This is a genomic window from Lacinutrix sp. MEBiC02595 (assembly GCF_053601555.1).
The window spans coordinates 73,361-92,515 of record NZ_JBSHNU010000243.1; the positions used below are offsets into that span (position 1 = coordinate 73,361).

General features: G+C 32.7%; 22 protein-coding genes. 10 read left to right on the top strand and 12 right to left on the bottom strand.

Annotation, left to right across the window (positions count from 1 at the left end; genetic code table 11):
- Positions 1-5 precede the first annotated feature (5 nt).
- Positions 6-1,334 (bottom strand): aspartate kinase, encoded by a 1,329-nt coding sequence (locus tag ACVCZW_RS13980; protein WP_452230304.1) that lies wholly within the window; start codon positions 1,332-1,334, stop codon positions 6-8.
- A gap of 169 nt (positions 1,335-1,503) precedes the next feature.
- Between ACVCZW_RS13980 and ACVCZW_RS13985 the strand changes: the two genes are divergently transcribed.
- The gene (locus ACVCZW_RS13985; RefSeq protein ID WP_452230305.1) at positions 1,504-2,160 is read left to right on the top strand and encodes a hypothetical protein; all 657 of its coding nucleotides are present in this window, start codon (positions 1,504-1,506) and stop codon (positions 2,158-2,160) included.
- 240 nt (positions 2,161-2,400) lie between these two features.
- Here ACVCZW_RS13985 and ACVCZW_RS13990 read toward each other — a convergent pair whose 3' ends face one another.
- The 6 genes from ACVCZW_RS13990 to brnQ form a co-directional block, all read right to left on the bottom strand.
- Positions 2,401-2,925, bottom strand: a complete 525-nt coding sequence (locus tag ACVCZW_RS13990) for a transposase (RefSeq protein ID WP_452232709.1) — start codon at positions 2,923-2,925, stop codon at positions 2,401-2,403.
- Between the two features lie 510 nt (positions 2,926-3,435).
- Positions 3,436-3,786 carry a hypothetical protein gene (locus ACVCZW_RS13995; RefSeq protein ID WP_452232710.1) on the bottom strand — a complete coding sequence of 117 codons (351 nt, stop codon included), beginning with the start codon at positions 3,784-3,786 and terminating at the stop codon, positions 3,436-3,438.
- 103 nt (positions 3,787-3,889) lie between these two features.
- Positions 3,890-4,276, bottom strand: coding sequence for a hypothetical protein (locus ACVCZW_RS14000; RefSeq protein ID WP_452230310.1), 387 nt, complete (start codon positions 4,274-4,276; stop codon positions 3,890-3,892).
- 40 nt (positions 4,277-4,316) lie between these two features.
- A complete protein-coding gene (locus ACVCZW_RS14005) occupies positions 4,317-4,877 on the bottom strand; it encodes a carboxymuconolactone decarboxylase family protein (RefSeq protein WP_452232711.1) in 561 nt (186 codons plus the stop codon).
- A gap of 412 nt (positions 4,878-5,289) precedes the next feature.
- Positions 5,290-6,129: a helix-turn-helix domain-containing protein gene (locus ACVCZW_RS14010; protein WP_452232712.1), complete on the bottom strand. Its 840-nt coding sequence runs from the start codon at positions 6,127-6,129 to the stop codon at positions 5,290-5,292.
- A gap of 10 nt (positions 6,130-6,139) precedes the next feature.
- Positions 6,140-7,441, bottom strand: coding sequence for a branched-chain amino acid transport system II carrier protein (brnQ, locus tag ACVCZW_RS14015; RefSeq protein ID WP_452230313.1), 1,302 nt, complete (start codon positions 7,439-7,441; stop codon positions 6,140-6,142).
- Positions 7,442-7,513: 72 nt separating this feature from the next.
- On the opposite strand from brnQ, the gene ACVCZW_RS14020 reads away from it, so the two are divergent.
- From ACVCZW_RS14020 to ACVCZW_RS14030, 3 genes are all read left to right on the top strand, one after another.
- Positions 7,514-8,287, top strand: a complete 774-nt coding sequence (locus tag ACVCZW_RS14020; RefSeq protein WP_452232713.1) for an alpha/beta fold hydrolase — start codon at positions 7,514-7,516, stop codon at positions 8,285-8,287.
- Between the two features lie 64 nt (positions 8,288-8,351).
- Entirely contained in the window at positions 8,352-8,618 is a 267-nt protein-coding gene (locus ACVCZW_RS14025; protein ID WP_452230315.1) for a DUF1660 family phage protein, read from the top strand.
- Positions 8,619-8,685: 67 nt separating this feature from the next.
- On the top strand, positions 8,686-8,904 hold the full coding sequence (locus tag ACVCZW_RS14030; protein WP_452230316.1) for a hypothetical protein: 219 nt from the start codon (positions 8,686-8,688) through the stop codon (positions 8,902-8,904).
- Here ACVCZW_RS14030 and thiL read toward each other — a convergent pair.
- Positions 8,895-9,947: a thiamine-phosphate kinase gene (gene thiL / locus ACVCZW_RS14035; RefSeq protein ID WP_452230317.1), complete on the bottom strand. Its 1,053-nt coding sequence runs from the start codon at positions 9,945-9,947 to the stop codon at positions 8,895-8,897. The two genes, ACVCZW_RS14030 and thiL, sit on opposite strands and share 10 nt — an antisense overlap.
- A 270-nt stretch (positions 9,948-10,217) precedes the next feature.
- On the opposite strand from thiL, the gene ACVCZW_RS14040 reads away from it, so the two are divergent.
- From ACVCZW_RS14040 to sufD, 5 genes are all read left to right on the top strand, one after another.
- A complete protein-coding gene (locus ACVCZW_RS14040; protein WP_452230318.1) occupies positions 10,218-10,547 on the top strand; it encodes a HesB/IscA family protein in 330 nt (109 codons plus the stop codon).
- Positions 10,548-10,596: 49 nt separating this feature from the next.
- On the top strand, positions 10,597-12,045 hold the full coding sequence (sufB, locus tag ACVCZW_RS14045) for a Fe-S cluster assembly protein SufB (RefSeq protein WP_452230319.1): 1,449 nt from the start codon (positions 10,597-10,599) through the stop codon (positions 12,043-12,045).
- 81 nt (positions 12,046-12,126) lie between these two features.
- Complete coding sequence (locus ACVCZW_RS14050) at positions 12,127-12,543, top strand: hypothetical protein (protein WP_452230320.1); 417 nt, start codon at positions 12,127-12,129, stop codon at positions 12,541-12,543.
- Positions 12,544-12,653: 110 nt separating this feature from the next.
- The gene (sufC, locus tag ACVCZW_RS14055) at positions 12,654-13,406 is read left to right on the top strand and encodes a Fe-S cluster assembly ATPase SufC (RefSeq protein WP_452230321.1); all 753 of its coding nucleotides are present in this window, start codon (positions 12,654-12,656) and stop codon (positions 13,404-13,406) included.
- 133 nt (positions 13,407-13,539) lie between these two features.
- Entirely contained in the window at positions 13,540-14,853 is a 1,314-nt protein-coding gene (gene sufD / locus ACVCZW_RS14060; protein WP_452230322.1) for a Fe-S cluster assembly protein SufD, read from the top strand.
- Between the two features lie 253 nt (positions 14,854-15,106).
- Here sufD and ACVCZW_RS14065 read toward each other — a convergent pair whose 3' ends face one another.
- Genes ACVCZW_RS14065 through ACVCZW_RS14080 form a run of 4 tightly spaced genes read right to left on the bottom strand, consistent with a single transcriptional unit; the run spans position 15,107 to position 17,802 of the window.
- Positions 15,107-15,286, bottom strand: a complete 180-nt coding sequence (locus ACVCZW_RS14065; protein WP_452230323.1) for a hypothetical protein — start codon at positions 15,284-15,286, stop codon at positions 15,107-15,109.
- Positions 15,287-15,346: 60 nt separating this feature from the next.
- The gene (locus ACVCZW_RS14070) at positions 15,347-17,011 is read right to left on the bottom strand and encodes a serine hydrolase domain-containing protein (RefSeq protein ID WP_452232714.1); all 1,665 of its coding nucleotides are present in this window, start codon (positions 17,009-17,011) and stop codon (positions 15,347-15,349) included.
- A 27-nt stretch (positions 17,012-17,038) separates the two neighbouring features.
- On the bottom strand, positions 17,039-17,467 hold the full coding sequence (locus ACVCZW_RS14075) for a hypothetical protein (RefSeq protein WP_452232715.1): 429 nt from the start codon (positions 17,465-17,467) through the stop codon (positions 17,039-17,041).
- Entirely contained in the window at positions 17,458-17,802 is a 345-nt protein-coding gene (locus ACVCZW_RS14080) for a PadR family transcriptional regulator (protein ID WP_452232716.1), read from the bottom strand. The genes ACVCZW_RS14075 and ACVCZW_RS14080 overlap by 10 nt, the downstream gene beginning before the upstream one ends.
- A gap of 108 nt (positions 17,803-17,910) precedes the next feature.
- Here ACVCZW_RS14080 and ACVCZW_RS14085 point away from each other — a divergent pair, with 108 nt between their 5' ends.
- Entirely contained in the window at positions 17,911-19,125 is a 1,215-nt protein-coding gene (locus tag ACVCZW_RS14085; protein WP_452232717.1) for an aminotransferase class V-fold PLP-dependent enzyme, read from the top strand.
- Positions 19,126-19,155: the final 30 nt, after the last annotated feature.

Below are 19,155 nucleotides of genomic sequence, written 5' to 3' on the forward strand. Positions count from 1 at the left end.
TAACACTAAACCACAACGCCACTATTCTCAAAAACATAGCGCTGTAACTTCTTTAACGTTTCCACTTTATCACTTGTATTAATTAATAAGGAGATATTGTTATTACTTCCTCCATAAGAAATCATACGCACGCTAACATCTTGCAAAATTTGAAATAAATTTGGCGTGTCTGCATGAAAAATAATTGCGTTACCAACCAAGCACACAATACTCATGTGATCATCTACTTCTACAACTGCAAATTTACTTAACTCGTCTACAATAGCTTCCAAATGCTTAGTATCATCAATAGTTAACGACACCGCAATTTCGGAAGTAGTAATCATATCGATAGACGTTTCATAGCGCTCAAAGATTTCGAATACTTTCTTTAAAAAACCATGTGCCAGTAGCATTCTAGCCGATTTAATCTTTATAGCCGTAATACCATCTTTAGCGGCAATTGCTTTAATTCCTTCGCCATGAATTTGGTTTGTAATTAAGGTTCCATAAGATGCTGGAGACATGGTGTTTTTTAATCGTACAGGAATATCCAATGCTCTAACAGGCATAACAGTTTGCGGATGTAAAATTTTTGCTCCGAAATAGGCCAACTCTGCAGATTCATCAAAAGACAGATTTGAAATGGCTTTGGTATTTTCTACAAATCGGGGATCGTTATTATGAAATCCGTCAATATCCGTCCAGATTTGTACTTCTTCCGCTTTTAAAACTGCGCCAATAATTGTTGCTGTATAATCGCTTCCGCCACGTTGTAAATTTGCAACATTACCTTCGGCATCCCGACTAATAAAACCTTGTGTGATGTAAATCTCAGCATCTGGAGTTTCCGAAATAATTCGGTTTAAATTCTGCTGTATATAATAGTTATCTGGCTCGTTGGTTTTATCTATTCGCATAAAATCTAAAGCAGGCAATAAAGATGCATTAATTCCTTCTTGCTGCAAGTAACGACTAAAAATAAAAGTAGACAACAATTCGCCTTGCGCCACAATTTGGTTATATAACAAAACATCATATCTCTTATTCACTAATGCTTCCAAAGCTGTAAACACATTATTTACATACCCAAGAACTTCTTGTTGTAACTGCGGTTTTGCAATTAAGGTTTCAATGGTTTTATGATAATTATTTCTAAGGGCATCTATAACAATTAATGCTTCGTCTACGTTTCCGTTTTTAATGTACTCTGAAATTTTAACTAAAGCATTTGTAGTTCCCGACATTGCCGATAAAACCACCACTTTTTGTTGTCCGTTATTAATAATATCTTTTACATGAATCATGTTTTCTACCGATCCGACAGAAGTTCCTCCAAATTTTAATACCAACATATTGCTTTCTATTTTATAAAGTAAAACTACAAAGCAAGCTCTTGATAGCCATAAAAATGAAAAAATTATACTATTTTTACACAAATTGTTAAATAATTAACAATCTATTTAATGGATTCCGTATCTAGTTCGGAATGACAGAAGAACACAAATAAATACCGTTCTGCTTATGAAAACTATTGCCTCTTGCGTGGAAGATATATTGATCACGCAGCCTTTTTTAGAAGAAGCTTTATCCAGAAGTATCATTAACTACTCTGCTTTAGCCGAAGAATTAAACGCGCCAATTGGAGTTATGTTAGGAAAACCGGTAAAGTCTGGAGCCATTATGATGGCTTTACGTAGATACAACACGCCGAATACCTTGCGTCATTCGTTAAAACTAAAAAGTACATTACAAAAATTAGGAGATATAACGGTACGTTCTAATTTGAGTGATTTTACGTTTCAGAATTCGGAAACCCTAATACAAAGTCATACCAAAATTTTAGACCAAGTAGAAACGAATAAAGATATTTTTTACGCCTTCACTCGAGGAATTTACGAAAGTAATATCATTATTTCTAGTTCGGAAAAAAAGGCAATTTTAAAATGTTTTGCAGACGAGAACCAACTAGGAATTCAAGAAGGTTTATCTGCAATTAGTGTGCGTTTACCAAAAGACAACTCTAAAATATCTGGTTTATACTATCAGATTTTTAAGCGTTTGGCCTGGGAAAACATTCCGATTTACGAAGTAGTTTCTACCACCAACGAATTTACAGTATTAGTAGAAGATCATGTGGTGGATAAGGCGTTTTCGGTAATTAAGAACTTGAAGAATTAATGGTTTTAAATGTTGGTGAAAAACACCAACATTGGCAAGAACAATATTAAAACCACCTATAATTTGTTTCGCCTTTGTTGGTGCTTTTTTCGCCAACAAATCCATAGAAACTATATTACTCTTTAGAATCACTCTACCCATTGACAATAAACTGTTGGTGAAAAACACCAACAGTGGCAAACACTGTAGCCAAAAAACATAATTTGACTCAACAAAACTTAAAAAACATTAATAATAAAATTATCTGTAATCTGTTAAAAAACCAAATTCATCTCCTAATTCTTTATAAAATTTTGCAGACGAATACTTATAATCTTCAGAGTTTTCGCATATTCCCGCTTTTACTGGATTTTGATGTATATAGTTTAATTTCTGTTCAATAATATGATTATTATAAAGATCAACACATAAAGGATTTCGTTTCCAAAACTGGTAATTCCTATCTTTTGCCTCCACTAAAAAAAAGCGCAAAACATTCGTATAATTTTCTTCTAAATCTCTTTTAATTCGCTGTGCAGTGAATTTCATAAAACTTAGCTGTGTATGTTTTAATGAATACAATAATGTTGGTTTCCAAACAATATGAATATGATTGTCCATAATTACATAACCAAATACAATGACTCGTTTTTGGCTAACTAAATACTTTAAGGATTCTATTAATACTTGCTTGTACTTTTCAGGCTTTAAAAGGTGTTTACTATTTAAAATAGAAGCAGTATAAAACTGCGGACAATCTTCTATTTTAATAGGTTTTAATTCCATTTTAGCTTAAAATTTATATTATATATGTTGGTGAAAAACACCAATTTTGTCATAAAAAAAACAACTAGATTGATTCCGTGAAATAGTAGTTTTAAATGCTGATGACACACACCAACATTGGGAATAATCTTAAAACCGCCTTTTATTTATTTCGCATTTGTTGGTGTTTTTCACCAACAAACTTATGGAAGATTAAACTACATCTCTTGAATTTCTCTTATAAATCTAGACATCACTGTTGGTAAAAAACACCAACAGTGGCAATAACACCAATGATGATAAACACCATTCGCCTTTGTTGGTGTTTTTCACCGACAAATCTATAGAAACTATATTACTCTTTAGAATTACTCTTTCCATTGACAATACACTGTTGGTAAAAAACACCAACAGCGGCAAGAAACTCATATTATACATGCTGGTGGAAAACATCAACACTAGCAATAACATTCCAAAAATCACTGTTGATGAAAAACACCAACAGTGGCAGTAAACAACATTGACCTAACACTAAGGCTTCAACAACTCCAACTCACCAAAATCCATAGCATTTTGGTAATTCGCTTTTACATCTATATACAGTCCGAAAAACTTGGTACCATCTTTCTTTTTTAAAACGACATAGGTTTTATCCTTTTTTGTAAACACTTCTTCTACCACAACTTCATTACCAATGACGGACTTATAGCTCGCTAGTTTACCACGTTTTACTAATATATTTAATTGCGGAAATGAGATATGATTATAAAACTGACTGGAAGGCGCTTTAACAATTAATACATCGCCAACTTTTGGTGTATGGCTCGCATAAGAAAGAAAACAAACACAAATAAAGAATACGTTTAAAATGATGTTTTTCATGACTTTAAATTTTAAATCAATATCGCAAAACCCGAAAAAGAAAACAAAAAAAAGCGAGCTTTACTAAAGCTCGCTTTTACACTAAAAACTATTAATCAAACCACTACTCTACGGTTAAAGTATATTGTGGTGTTTTATTAAAAGGACAAAAATATTGGTATGTTCCTTTGGTAAGTGTTACTTCTTTTGAAGATTCTGTTTTACCGTGTTTTACCATTTGAGAAACATAAGCATCTGCAATATGGTTTTTAGGATCTGCTCCATCTTTTCCTGCTTCTATTAAAACGAGACCAACTTCTGGTGCGGCATTATTATTAGAAACTTGAAATACATAGGTACCTTCTTTAAGTGTTAATTCTTTTTGGGTGAACTCCCCTAATGTTTGTTCTAACGCAACCGTTGTTGCTGTTGTACTTTTAGTCCTTTTGTCTTGCGCGGTAGCTGTGATTGAAAATGCTACTAAAAATACTGCGATAAATAAATTTTTCATGATTTTGTGCTTTCTAATTTGTTATTACTTTTTTGATTTATTAATTGCTTGTTACTGTGAATTTCCCTGTTTCTACACTTGGAAAATCTACTTCGGTTTCTGCTATATGGTTTACATAATTGGTAAGTGTATTAGAAACTACGTTTAACACGATTTCTAAAATATCACCATCATTATAACCTGCTTCTTTTACCGCCTGTATAGCCGCTGTAGAAACTTGTCCTCTATTTTTTGTTACGTCTTGTGCAAATTGTAAACCTGCCTGCGTTTTAGCATCTGCAGCAATACCTTGTCTGCTTAATTCTGTTTGCTCTTCGGTTAAACCGTTCATTTTACCAATTGCTGTGTGTGCAGATAAGCAATAGTTACATGCATTTTCTTCGGCAATTGCTAATGCTAATTGCTCTCTAAATTTGTTACTAAAATTTCCACTTCCTGTTAACTCGCCTAAACTTAAATAGGTTTGCAAGGTTGCTGGTGAATTACCAAATACTTTAATTAAGTTTGGAATAAATCCTAATTTGTTTTGTACTGCATTAAACAATTCTTTAGCTTTTCCTGTGGTTGTTTCTGGATTTAATGTTTCAATTCTTGTGCTCATAATATTTGTTTTATATTCCTGCGAAGGCAGGGTTCTTATTTATATTTACTTTAATTATTCTTGTTTTGTTTTACTCTGGTTTTGCGCAATCGCAAATTTTGTTATCGGGCTGCTTTTCATCATATTCTTGAAATCCCCAACAATTTGGACATTGTTTATTTTCTGTTGTTTTCATATTGGTTGCGTTTTTAATGTTACTAATTAATTACACTGCAAAGATGCAACAGCAATACGCTTGAAAAAATGGACAAAAGTTCCTTATGCTTGGACAACCCTGTTTTTGTTAGGTTTTATCGGGTTTCGAATCGGTAATTATTGCGTGAAGGATGGAAGTGGCATCCTTTTTTTGCTGCCATATATGGCAAAAAAAGATATAATGTACAGCCTGACCTTTATGGTCACGCCAAAAAAACTAATGTTCTTTTTTAAACTGAAGTGGTGATTTTAATACTGCTTTTTTGAAGAATCTTGTAAAATACGCGGCGTCGTTAAATCCCAAATCGTATGCAATTTGCTTCACGGATTCATTGGAATAAATCAATTGACGTTTGGCTTCTAAAATGATTCTATTTTTAATAAAATCGCTGGGTGTCTGGCTTCCCATTTTATTAAAATGTTTGGTTAAGGATTTTGGGGAAAGTCCTAATCTATTAGCATAATCGGTTACTGCATGCAACTTCTTGTAGTTTTGCTCAACCAATACGCTAAACTCTTTAAAAAGTTTGGTTTCTGTGTCTTCCTTAATAGTAAGGTGTTCTTTTTGAACGCGAACCGCATGAATAATGAATTGTTTTAAATAGGTTTGCAGCATATCATATTGCGCAGCTTCGTTGGTTTTAAACTCTTCGATTAAACCTTCTAGTATAAACTGAAGCTTTTGCGTATCGCTGGTACAAGGTTTTACAAAAGGGGTTTCGTATACATTATTAAAAAGAACGCCATTACAAGCGACTTCTTTATCATGTGTTTGAATGCAGTAGAAATCCTTAATAAAAGATATTTTATAGGCTTCTTGAATTTTTTCAGAATCTACGGAAAACACTTGTCCGGGAGATAAAAAGAACAGCACATTATCTTGAAAATTATAACTTTCAAAATCGATGTTATAGGTCCCTTTTCCTTTTTTTATCCAATAGATATTATAGGCATCGATTTGCTCTGGTTTATTAAAAACGCAGGCTTTTTCAAACTGTACAACACTTAAAGAAAATACATCTTTATAGGAATACTTTGTTATGTCTTGTTCTGCCATGCTTCGCCTATTAGTTAGATGTGGCTTTAGTCGTAAAAGTTTTGAGATTTAACAGAATGAATCCAATAAAAGCTGGCAACACCCAACCTAAACTATGATTTGCAAATGGAATACTTGAAATTACTTGGGTTAAATCGTCTGACGGACTTAAAAAATTAAGCACATCTGGAATACTAAAAATAAAGGTTACTAAAACGACTATTCGGAATACCGCCTTGGAAGCAAATTTATTTGGGATTGCATTTAATAAAATCAATACAATAGTTATTGGATAAATAAATAATAAGACTGGTAATGCAATAACAATAATGGAATTAAAATCTAACTGACCAACTACCACACCAATGACACAAGCAATTACTGCCGAAATTACATAAACCGTTTGCGAATTTTTAATTAAGCCTTTAAAATAATCTGCTGTTCCTGTTACAATTCCTACTGCAGTTGTAAAACATGCCAACGCAATTAGCACACTTAAAATAGTATTACCAAAAGTACCTAATGCTTTTTTACTAATTCCTGTTAACAGATTTGCACGTTGCATATCACTACTTAATGCACTATTTACATCTATTTCTGATCCATAAAATGCACCAACAGCAATTAGTCCCGCATAAATAACAAACAAGCCCAATCCTGCGAGGAGACCAGATTTTTTAATTAGATCTTTTTTAGCCTCAAAAGACGCATTGGTTCTTAAATTAATAGATATAATAATTACGGCACCAACCACTACTGCTCCAATAGCATCAAAGGTTTGATACCCTTCTAAAATCCCGTTAACAAGTGGTGCTTCAAATTGCGAAGGGTTCGGAATCATTTGTGCAGAAAACAAACCAATACCTATTACCAAAAGCAACATAAGAACTATAAATGGTGTCAGATATTTACCAATAAGGTTTAATATTTTAGAGCGGTTTAATGCAAAAAGTAATACCAAAATAAAATAAATACTACTGGTTAGTAATGGCGAAGTTCCAAAGTTTGGATGTATTGCAATTTCATGTGTTGCTGCTGCGGTACGTGGTGAAGGAATTGCGACGGCAATAATATATATAAGGACACAATAAATAAGACTAAAAGTAGGCGATACTTTTTTACCAAAATCATACAAAGTACCTTGCAATTTAGCATGTGCATAAATACCTATTATAGGAATTGCAACGGCTGTTATTATAAAACCTAGAGTTACCCAAAACCAATTTCCTCCTGCATTATAACCCAAAAGTGGAGGCAACAGTAAATTCCCTGCTCCAAAAAATAACGAAAACAAGGCGAAACTTGTAATTAATAATTCTTTAGTTTTATTCATTTTAGCTAATAATATTTGGTCTTTCTTGTTAACGGCAGCAATCTCTTTATCTTTGTCGAAGATAGTTTAAATATGATTTTAGAATACAAAGGTATTAATGTTTTTTACACAGATCAAGGAGAAGGCACTGCTATAATATTATTACATGGGTTTTTAGAAAACAGCACGATGTGGAATGGTCTATTACCCGAATTAACCAAAAGAAACCGAGTAATCTGCATCGATTTATTGGGTCACGGAAAAACACCTTGCTTAGGATATGTACATACTATGGAAGAAATGGCAGAAGCTGTTCTTACCGTTTTAAAACATTTAAGATTGCGCAAGTATTATATGATTGGTCATTCTATGGGTGGCTATGCTGCTTTGGCTTTCGCCGAAAAAAACCCAGAAAATCTAAAGGGTTTATGTTTAATGAATTCTACCTACGAAGCAGATGATGAAGAACGTAAACTACTTCGCGCTCGAGCCAACAAGATGATACAAACCAACTTTAATAATATGGTACGTATGTCTTTTGCTAATTTATTTAGTGAAAAAAGTAAAACATTATATAAAACGGAATTTGACGCTGCTTTGAAGGAAGCCCTAAAAACTCCAGTTCAAGGTTATATTGCTTGTCAAGAAGGTATGCGATTAAGACCAGACAGACAAGAGCTATTTCAATCTTTAAAAGGAAAAAGAAGTATCATTATAGGGAAAAATGATCCTGTAGTAAACGGAGAAAAGTTAATTAAAGAAACTAAAGACACCCAAATTAATACGATAGTTTTTAGCGAAGGACATATGAGTCATATAGAAAATCCAATCCTACTTTTGAATGAAATAATGCATTTCATCGAATAAATCATGCGTTTCACCGTTTATGTTATTTTTTTTATTACGTTTACTATAACCAAACGCTAATAAAATGAACACACCTACCATCAAACCAGCTTTTATTCCAAAATTAGTTTGCAACATTTTTGGACACAAATATGAAGTTTCCAAAAAAGTAACCTATCATGTAAAGGAATACCAATGTGCTAATTGCAAAAAACAATTAACGACTAACAGTAATGGTAATTTAATTCCGCTTACTCCTAAATTTGAACAAATTAATTCTGTCTTAGAACGTATTTACAACAGGAAAATATCACGTTTACAGGAAAAATCTTACGCTTCGTCGATTAACTAGTCACTTATTTAATAGACCGAATAAAATCTATTAGCTTAGTTAACTCTAAACTAGCTAATTAAATTCTATGAACACTATTCATTGTAGCGTTTTTGGTCATGATTTTAAAGTTTCAAAAGATATCACAGCGCATGTGAAAGAATATCAATGCAAACATTGTAAAAAACAAATGACCACCAGTGCTAATGGTAACTTAACACCACTTACACCTAAATTTAAAAAGATTAATTCTGTTTTAAAAAGTGTGCATTATAAAAAGGTAAAACGAAAAGAGACTTATTCTTGATCGTTAAGCGCGTTCCATCCTTGTGCTTTTAAAGGAATTTTAGTTTCTCCTCTAGTTACTAAATGCATTCCTACGTTTGGTTCTGTCATATAACCAATTACCGTAAAATTAGGATTTGCTTTAATTTTCGGGTAGTCTTCTTGCGAAAGTGTAAATAGCAATTCATAATCTTCACCTCCACTTAGTGCCACCGTTGTACTATCGATATTGAATTCTTCACAAGTAGAAATAACTTGAGGATCTAATGGTAATTTGTCTTCATACAAATCACAACCAACATTACTATGTTTACATAAATGCATAATTTCGGAAGATAAGCCATCACTTACATCTATCATAGCACTTGGTTTTACCTCTAAATCTTTAAAAAGTTTAATAATATCTTTTCTAGCTTCCGGTTTTAATTGTCTTTCCATAATATAGGAATACGCATCCATATCTGGTTGGCTATTAGGGTTTACCAAAAACACTTGTTTTTCGCGTTCTAAAACTTGTAATCCCATATAAGCACCACCAATATCACCAGTTACAACTAGCAAGTCATTAGGTTTAGCACCACTTCTATACACAACATCTTCTTTTTCTACTTCACCAATAGCAGTAATAGAAATTAATAATCCGGAGGTAGATGAAGTGGTATCTCCACCAACCACATCCACATCGTAAATTTTTGCTGCAGTTGCAATTCCCGCATATAATTCTTCCAATGCTTCTAATGGAAATCGGTTAGAAACAGCAATAGAAACTGTAATTTGCGTTGCATTTGCATTCATAGCAAAAACGTCCGATAAATTAACAACAACCGCTTTATACCCCAAGTGTTTTAAAGGTACATAGCTTAAATCAAAATGTACGCCTTCTACTAATAAATCAGTAGTAACCACTATTTGTTTATTTGTAAACTCTAAAACCGCAGCATCATCTCCAATAGATTTAATGGTGGATTTATGTGAAACTTCAAACTGCGAAGTTAAGTGGTCTATTAGTCCAAATTCTCCTAAATCACTTAATGCGGTACGTTGTTGATTTTTATCTTCTATCATGCTGCAAAAATAAGAAGCTTATTTTTAATGCGTAGTTATTTTTCAATGAAAAAAGAAACAATAAAATTAGCACAAGTTTCAAATCCATATAAAACCCAATTAATCATTTTCATTTATAGCTTTTAGATGCTTTATACGTTAACAAACTAGCCGATATCTAGCAATAGATTTTTCTTATAAAAACATCACTAATATAATGTAAGCTTATATGGAAATCCATGACTTATATTGTATATTTGCAGTCTATTTAGAAATAATCTATTTAATAATATGATAAAAGTTTCAGAAACAGCTAAAAAGAAAGTTATAGAACTTATGACGGACGAAGGCTATAATGCAGTAACAGACTACGTTCGTGTTGGTGTAAAAAGTGGAGGTTGCTCTGGTTTATCTTATGATTTAAAATTTGATAAAGAAAAGCAAGAAGAAGACAAAATGTTTGAAGACAACAATGTAAAAATCATTGTCGACAAAAAAAGCTTTTTGTACCTAATAGGAACAACACTAGAGTATTCGGGAGGATTAAACGGAACAGGTTTCGTATTTAATAATCCGAATGCGAATAGAACTTGTGGTTGTGGCGAATCTTTTTCGCTATAAGCCAATCTAAATCTTCCGGTAAGGAAGACTTTAAAATTAAATTTTTGATATGAGTAAATATACAGAAGACGATCTAAGAGAAGAGCTTAAAACCAAAGAATACGAATATGGTTTTTTTACAGATATTGAATCTGAAACATTTCCTATTGGATTAAATGAAGATATTGTTCGCGCTATTTCTAAAAAGAAAAATGAGCCACAATGGATGACAGATTGGAGATTAGAAGCCTTTAAGGTTTGGCAAGAAATGGAAGAGCCAGATTGGGCGAATGTAAATTATACAAAGCCAGATTTTCAAGCGATTGCATACTACTCGGCTCCTGTAGCTGTAGATCCTAATAAAACATTAGACGATGTAGATCCAGATCTATTAGCAATGTATAAAAAACTAGGAATCTCTGTAGACGAACAAAAAAAGATGAACAATGTCGCAATGGATATTGTTGTGGATTCTGTTTCGGTTGCGACGACTTTCAAAAAGACATTAGCAGAAAAAGGTATTATTTTTATGCCTATTTCGGAAGCAATACAAGAACACCCAGAATTAGTAAGAAAATATATTGGAACTATTGTACCAATAAAAGACAACTTTTATGCGGCTTTAAATTCAGCAGTATTTAGTGATGGTTCTTTTTGTTATATTCCGAAAGGTGTAAAATGCCCAATGGAATTATCTACTTATTTCAGAATTAATCAAGGTGGAACCGGACAATTTGAACGCACATTATTGGTTGCAGACGAAGGTAGTTACGTTTCGTACCTAGAAGGTTGTACCGCGCCAAGTCGTGACGAAAACCAATTGCACGCAGCAGTTGTAGAGCTTATTGCTTTAGACGATGCAGAAATTAAATACTCTACCGTGCAAAACTGGTACCCAGGAAATGATAAAGGTGTAGGTGGTGTTTACAACTTTGTAACTAAACGTGGTTTATGCGAGAAAAACGCAAAAATCTCTTGGACACAAGTAGAAACTGGATCTGCGGTAACATGGAAATATCCTTCTTGTATTTTAAAAGGGGACAATTCGGTTGGTGAGTTTTATTCTATTGCGGTAACTAATAATTATCAGCAAGCAGATACAGGGACCAAAATGATTCATTTAGGTAAAAACACAAAATCAACTATTATTTCTAAAGGTATTTCGGCTGGAAAATCACAAAACTCATATAGAGGTTTAGTGCAAGTAAGCGCTCGTGCAGAAAATGCGCGTAACTTTAGCCAATGTGATAGTTTATTAATGGGAAATGCATGTGGAGCACACACATTTCCATACATAGAAGTTAAAAATAAAACAGCACAAATAGAGCACGAAGCAACGACAAGTAAAATTGGTGAAGACCAATTATTTTACTGTAACCAACGTGGTATTGATACCGAAAAAGCCATCGCATTAATTGTAAACGGTTTTAGTAAAGATGTATTAAATAAATTACCGATGGAATTTGCTGTAGAAGCCCAAAAGCTTTTAGAAATTTCTCTAGAAGGTTCTGTAGGATAATATAACAGACTTGACAAGTCTAAATTATATATAACCAATGTTTAATTAAAATGAGATTTCCGTTTGCACGGAAAAATAATTATGAAAAAATTAGTATTCTTATTAGTATTAGCGGTAGCATTTACAAGCTGTAAAAACGAAGCAAAAAAGGAAAATGCAGAAACCACCGAAACAGAAGATGGTAGAACAGTAAAACAAAGTGACGGTTTAACCTTACTTAAAGGAGAGTTTGTATATTATGCAGATGCTGCAGTATTACAAACTAAAAATGAGATTTACGGCGTTATTTTAAATGATAAAGTTACCGAATTAAACAAAAAAGCCAAAGACTTTAAAAAAGAAGATACCGACTTCGTAATGGTAGAAGTTCGAGGAGCTATTAAATCCAAACCAGAAGGAAAAGAAGGCTGGGATAATCAAGTAGAAATTAAAGAAATATTAAATATTTCTGCTATTGAAATGCAAGCAGAAAACGTAGTTAAATTAGGAAACAAGTAAATAAATTCTAACCAACATGTTTGCGACAGTCCCAGTGATTTTTGTGAAAAAATCCATCGAGAAGACTGTCCGAACAAAATTAATTTAGAATTTTAAACGTTCAATTATATATGTTAAAAATTAACAACTTACACGCAAGTGTAGAAGACAAGGCAATTTTAAGAGGAATTAATCTAGAAGTAAAAGCTGGAGAAGTACACGCAATCATGGGACCAAACGGTTCTGGTAAAAGTACTTTAGCTTCGGTAATTGCAGGAAAAGAAGAATATGAAGTTACCGATGGAACCATTCTTTTAAATGGGGAAGACATCGAAGAACTTGCTGCAGAAGAACGCGCACACAAAGGTATTTTTCTTTCTTTTCAATATCCTGTAGAAATTCCTGGAGTTTCGGTAACCAACTTTATTAAAACGGCTATCAACGCAAATCGTAAAGCAAAAGGTTTAGATGACATGCCTGCAAAAGACATGTTAAAAATGATTCGTGAGAAATCAGAGTTATTAGAAATAGACCGAAAATTCTTATCTAGATCTTTAAACCAAGGTTTTTCTGGTGGTGAAAAGAAACGTAATGAGATTTTTCAAATGGCCATGTTAGAGCCTAAACTTGCTATTCTGGATGAAACAGATTCTGGTTTAGATATCGATGCATTACGTATTGTAGCAAATGGGGTAAATAAGTTAAAAAGCGAAGACAATGCTGTAATTTTAATTACACATTACCAACGTTTACTAGATTATATAAAACCGGACTTTGTACACGTTTTATACAATGGTAAAATTGTAAAATCTGGAACCGCTGCTCTAGCACATGAGTTAGAAGAAAAAGGTTACGACTGGATTAAAGAAGAAGTAAACGCATAATTAGTATTTAGTAATTCGTTGTTGGCTTTTAGTTAAGCTAGATATAGTAATTACTTAAGTTAAATTAGTTTACGGTTTCATGTCGACAGTGAAAACTAGCGACCATGAACTAATAACTAACAACTAAAAAAAAATGGATTTAAAAGAAAAATTAGTTTCCTCCTTTTTAGCTTTCGAAAATCATGCAGACTTAGATAGTCCAATACATGATATTCGTACCGAAGCTATAAAAACTTTTGAAACGGAAGGCTTTCCTTCCAAAAAAGAAGAAGCTTGGAAATATACCTCGTTAAACAATATTTTAAAACATGACTATAGTGTTTTCCCAAAACAAGAAAATGCCATAGAATATAGTGATGTTAAAAAGTATTTTATTAATGACATAGACACCTATAATATTGTATTTATAGATGGTAAATTCGCTTCGCATTTATCGCAAACTACACATGATGGACTAGACGTATGTTTGATGTCTGCTGCTTTAAGCAAACCAAAATATCGTCTAATTATTGAAAACTATTTTAATAAAGTAGCTACAAAAGATAGCATCACTTCATTAAATACAGCATTTGCACAAGAAGGAGCTTATATTCATATTCCTAAAAATAAATTGGTGAATAAGCCAATTCAAATCATACACTTCTCTACAGGAAGCGAAGTTGCTTTAATGCAACAACCACGTAACTTAATTGTTGTAGACGAAAATTCGCATGTTCAAATCATTGAACGTCACCAAAGTTTAACAGACAATCCTGTTTTAACCAATAGTGTCACCGAAATTTTTGGAAACAAACGTGCCATTGTAGATTATTATAAGATTCAAAACGACAATTCTAACGCATCTTTAATAGACAGCACTTTTGTGAATCAAAAACGCGAAAGTCATGTTGCAGTGCATACTTTTAGTTTTGGCGGAAAGTTAACACGTAACAATCTTAACTTTTACCAAAATGGAGAATATATGGATTCTACATTAAATGGTATCACTATTATTGGCGACAAACAACACGTAGATCACAACACATTAGTGCATCATATAGAACCTAATTGCGAAAGTCATCAAGACTACAAAGGTATTTTTAACGATAGCGCAACAGGAGTTTTTAATGGTAAAGTAGTGGTAAATAAAGAAGCGCAAAAAACCAATGCATTTCAGTCTAATAACAATATTTTGTTAAGCGACAAAGCAACGATAAACTCAAAGCCACAACTAGAAATTTTTGCAGATGATGTAAAATGTTCACATGGTTGTACTATTGGGCAGTTAGATGAAAGCGCTATGTTTTACTTGCGTTCTCGTGGTATTCCAGAAAAAGAAGCCAAAGCTTTATTAATGTATGCATTTGCAAATAACGTTTTAGAATCGGTGAAAATTCCGGAATTAAAGAAACGTATTAACAAACTTATCGCAACTAAATTAGGTGTAAATATTGGTTTTGATTTGTAAATATCATTCAGAGTGTCACACTGAGCGCAGTCGAAGTGCAAAGCGAAGAGTCTCATAATAAATAGCATTCTTTTTTGAAGCTATTTCCAGCTTTATTCGTGCGTTACTATTTTTAGTTTTGGTACTCATGAATAAAAATTATTTTGGCAGTCGCTCTCTTCGAGGAGCTCCAACAAAGCCGCAATCTGGGCTAAAAAACAAAAACGGCAAACATTATATGTTTGCCGTTTTTGTTTTTTAATACATCTAGAAACTAAATTTTCACTCCCTGATACTTCTGATAAAAATACATTGGTATAAAACCAAAATTCAAAAACAAGAATCCAATAAAAACAACAACACCTCGATACGGCCAAGTTAAAAATTCAAACATAGCGCCAATACCAAGTATAAAAAAAGTTAAAAAGCCAACAACATAAAATGATTTTTTCATAGTTTTTAGTTTAAGAAAATGGATAAAATTTATGGAATTAAAAAAACTCCAACAGACTAATTAGGATCGATTAATACTCGCTTCTTTTTTAAAAAAAATATCTTTTATAGTACCTTCACTATACAAAAGCATTCCTATTATATGATTTTCTTTATCTCTAGTAAAACGATAAAGTGTTCTGCTATTATTTCCAAATTCGTCTAACTGAATCGGATGCAAAGGTATATTTTCATTGTTTTTATAAGATAATTTAAAAACATTATCCGCTACAAAAAAACGATAGGTAACACCAAGTTCTTCCGAAAAATAAGAACCTACAAAATCAGTACTATTCACCGTTTCTGGATCTATTAACGTAGCACGTTTAAAATAAAAAGGCGTACCACCAAATAGAATAATCATATCATGATGGCTTGCAGGTGTAAAATCATATTTCACTTGTTGACTATCTTTTCTATGAAATTTATTAGCCGCGAATTGCAGTAACGAAGTTGCACTTCTACCTATCGACCCTTTAGCTTTTAGGGTATCATTCTCCACAAATAACTGCATAGTCATATCACTATTAATTTCCTTATAATCGCCAATATATTTATCTAATCTAGCTTGCTTAAAGACTTCTTCCTCTTTATGAACTACTATATTATTATTATCATCAGATAGCAGAATATCTAAAATTTGATACGCAATACTTGGCGCATCTATAGATTGCAAATTAGTGAGTACTACGATCCCTAATTGCTTTTCAGCAATAGTAATTAATTGCGTTCTACCTCCAAAAGCATATCCGCCATGACTTACAACAATATTATCTTTATAAGTATCTATCATAATACCGCGTGCATACTTTGCTTTTTCACCATCCCTTAAAATCTCGGTAGCTTTCAAGAATTGAGACAACCCTTTAAACTCCAAAATTTGTTCATTTAGCATCTGCATCCAAATCGCCATATCGTTGATAGAAGATCCCATGCTACCAGCACCATAGCTTAATTGATTACTAGAAGAATACACAAATTCATTATTTTGTTTTTGGTAACCAACCGCTTTATTCTTAATTGTTTTACCATTTGCTACGCGCACAAAAGTAGCATGCATTTTTAGCGGATTTAAAATATTAAATTTTAAAAATTCATTTAAATTTTGCCCAGAAATTCGCTCAATAAGGATTGCTAACAAAGTATAATTCGTATTAGAATACGCTACTTTTTCACCAGGAATATGACTCAAACCTTTTTGTTTACACGCTAAGGAAAATACCATATTATTATCGTAATATGTTTTATCATAATCAAATCCAGATAAAGCCATTAGTGCATGGTAATTTCGAATACCACTGGTATGATTTAATAAATGCTTAATTTTTATAGGTTGTTGGTATTCTGGAAATTCAGGCAAATATTTACGTATATCCTCTTCTAACCCAATCTTACCTTCGTTAACTAATACCCAAATAGCAGAAGCCGTAAATTGTTTTCCTATAGAAGCCAAACTAAAAATAGTAGTGTCCGAATTTTTAATGTTATAATCCAGATTAGCCAAACCAAAACCTTTAGCATATATACTTTCCTTTCCAGATATAACGCTAACACTGAAACCTGGAGCATCTGTACTTTGATATTTTTCAAAAAGTTTATCCAACGCTGCAGTGTACTTATTTTGAGCACTTAAAAAAGTACAAATCCATAAACAGAAAATAGTAGAATACCGTTTTAAATTTTGCATTGCTTATAATTTAGAATCGTTTTTAGTCTAAGAAAATTTGTGAATAGATTTTTTATATCGACCATATAAACTAACTGGAGCAAGAAACATTACTAAAACAGCACAACTCAAAAGCATAAATAAATTGGCATAGGGCCAATGCATGATTTTAAATGTAAAACCTAATACCAGAAGTATTATTAAAAGAAGACCTCCAATAAACTGAAGCTTACTTAAAACTGTCATTTGTTGTTCTATTTTCTGAAAATTGCTTTCTAATTGTAGATTTTGAAAACTAGCATAACCACCAAACTTTTGCAAAGCTTCTTGATACAAGGCGTTAAAATCATTAGCATCTTGGCTTTCTATATAGGTACAAATATGATCTACTAAATCTTCTCTTAAGCTTTCCGATTTTACACCGTAAAGCTTCAAACTCTTTTCAATAAAATCAATATGTTTGTCTTCTATTTGCATTCTATACTAGGTTTAGGGTTAAAAATTAAATTTAAGGTGCTTATAAAATTATTTATTTCTTGTGTCATTTCTTCTGCAACCTTTCTTCCTTCCGAAGTGACCGTGTAATATTTCCGAACACGTTTTCCTATATATACCTTTTCGGTTTCTAAAACGCCTTTAGCTTCCAACTTATGTAGAATAGGATATAATGCGCCTTCCGATATATCGATCTTACCAGAAGTCAATTTCTTCACTTCTTGTGTAATCTCATAACCATACATTTTTTTGCTTTCACTAATCAGCTTTAAAATGATAGGTTGTAAGGTTCCTTTTGTTAATTCTTTGCTATACATATTTCAAAGATACATTTTATTTAAATGCATTGTTATAAAACTACAATAAATTTTATCTTTTATATTTTCTTTATACTAGTTTTATGAAACAAAACGTAAATTTGTAGCATGTTAGATTTGAAGAAAATAAGAGCCGATTTCCCAATACTTAAAAGACAAGTAAACGGTAAACCGTTGGTGTATTTTGACAATGCAGCAACATCACAAACACCGCAACAAGTAATAGATGTTATTGTGGATTACTATAGTAATTACAATGCCAACATTCATCGTGGTGTACATACATTGAGTCAAGAAGCAACCGATAAATACGAAGCAGCAAGACATACCATTCAGAAACATTTTAATGCAGCACATGCGCACGAAATCATTTATACTTCTGGTACCACACACAGTATAAATTTAGTAGCTAGTGGTTTTGCTTCTTTACTAAAAAAAGGAGATGAAATTATTGTTTCTGCTTTAGAGCATCACAGTAATATAGTGCCTTGGCAAATGTTATGTGAAAAAACGGGTGCTATTTTAAAAGTGATTCCAATGAACCAAGATGGCGAATTGGTAATGTCTGAATACGACAAATTACTGAACGAAAACACGAAACTTGTTTTTGTAAATCATATTTCTAACGCTTTAGGAACCATAAATCCTATTGAAGAAATTATAGAAAAAGCACATCAAGTTGGTGCTGCTGTTCTAATTGATGGCGCACAAGCTTGTCCGCACGTAAAACCAGATGTACAAGCTCTAGATGTAGATTTTTATGTAGCATCTGCACATAAAATGTGTGGTCCAACCGGAGTTGGTATGCTTTACGGAAAAGAAGCATGGCTAAACAAATTACCTCCGTATCAAGGTGGTGGAGAAATGATTGCTGAAGTGAGTTTTACAAAAACTACTTACGCAGGATTACCGCATAAGTTTGAAGCAGGAACACCAAATATTTGCGGTGGAATCGCGTTTGGAGCAGCCATAGATTATATGAATGCTATTGGTTTTGATGCCATAGCAACCTATGAGCATGAACTTTTAGAATACGCAACTAAAGCACTTTTAGAGATTGAAGGCTTAAAAATTTATGGGACAGCAAAAAACAAAACTTCGGTTATTTCCTTTAATTTAGAAGGGATTCATCCTTATGATGTGGGAACCATTTTAGATAAATTAGGAATTGCCGTTAGAACTGGTCATCATTGTGCACAACCAATTATGGATTACTTTAAAATTCCGGGAACGGTTCGTGCTTCTTTCGCTTTTTATAATACCAAAGAAGAAATTGATGTTTTGGTTTCCGGAGTAAAGAAAGCGAAAATGATGCTTTCGTAAAGTTTGGCGCCCTTTTTGTATATTATACTT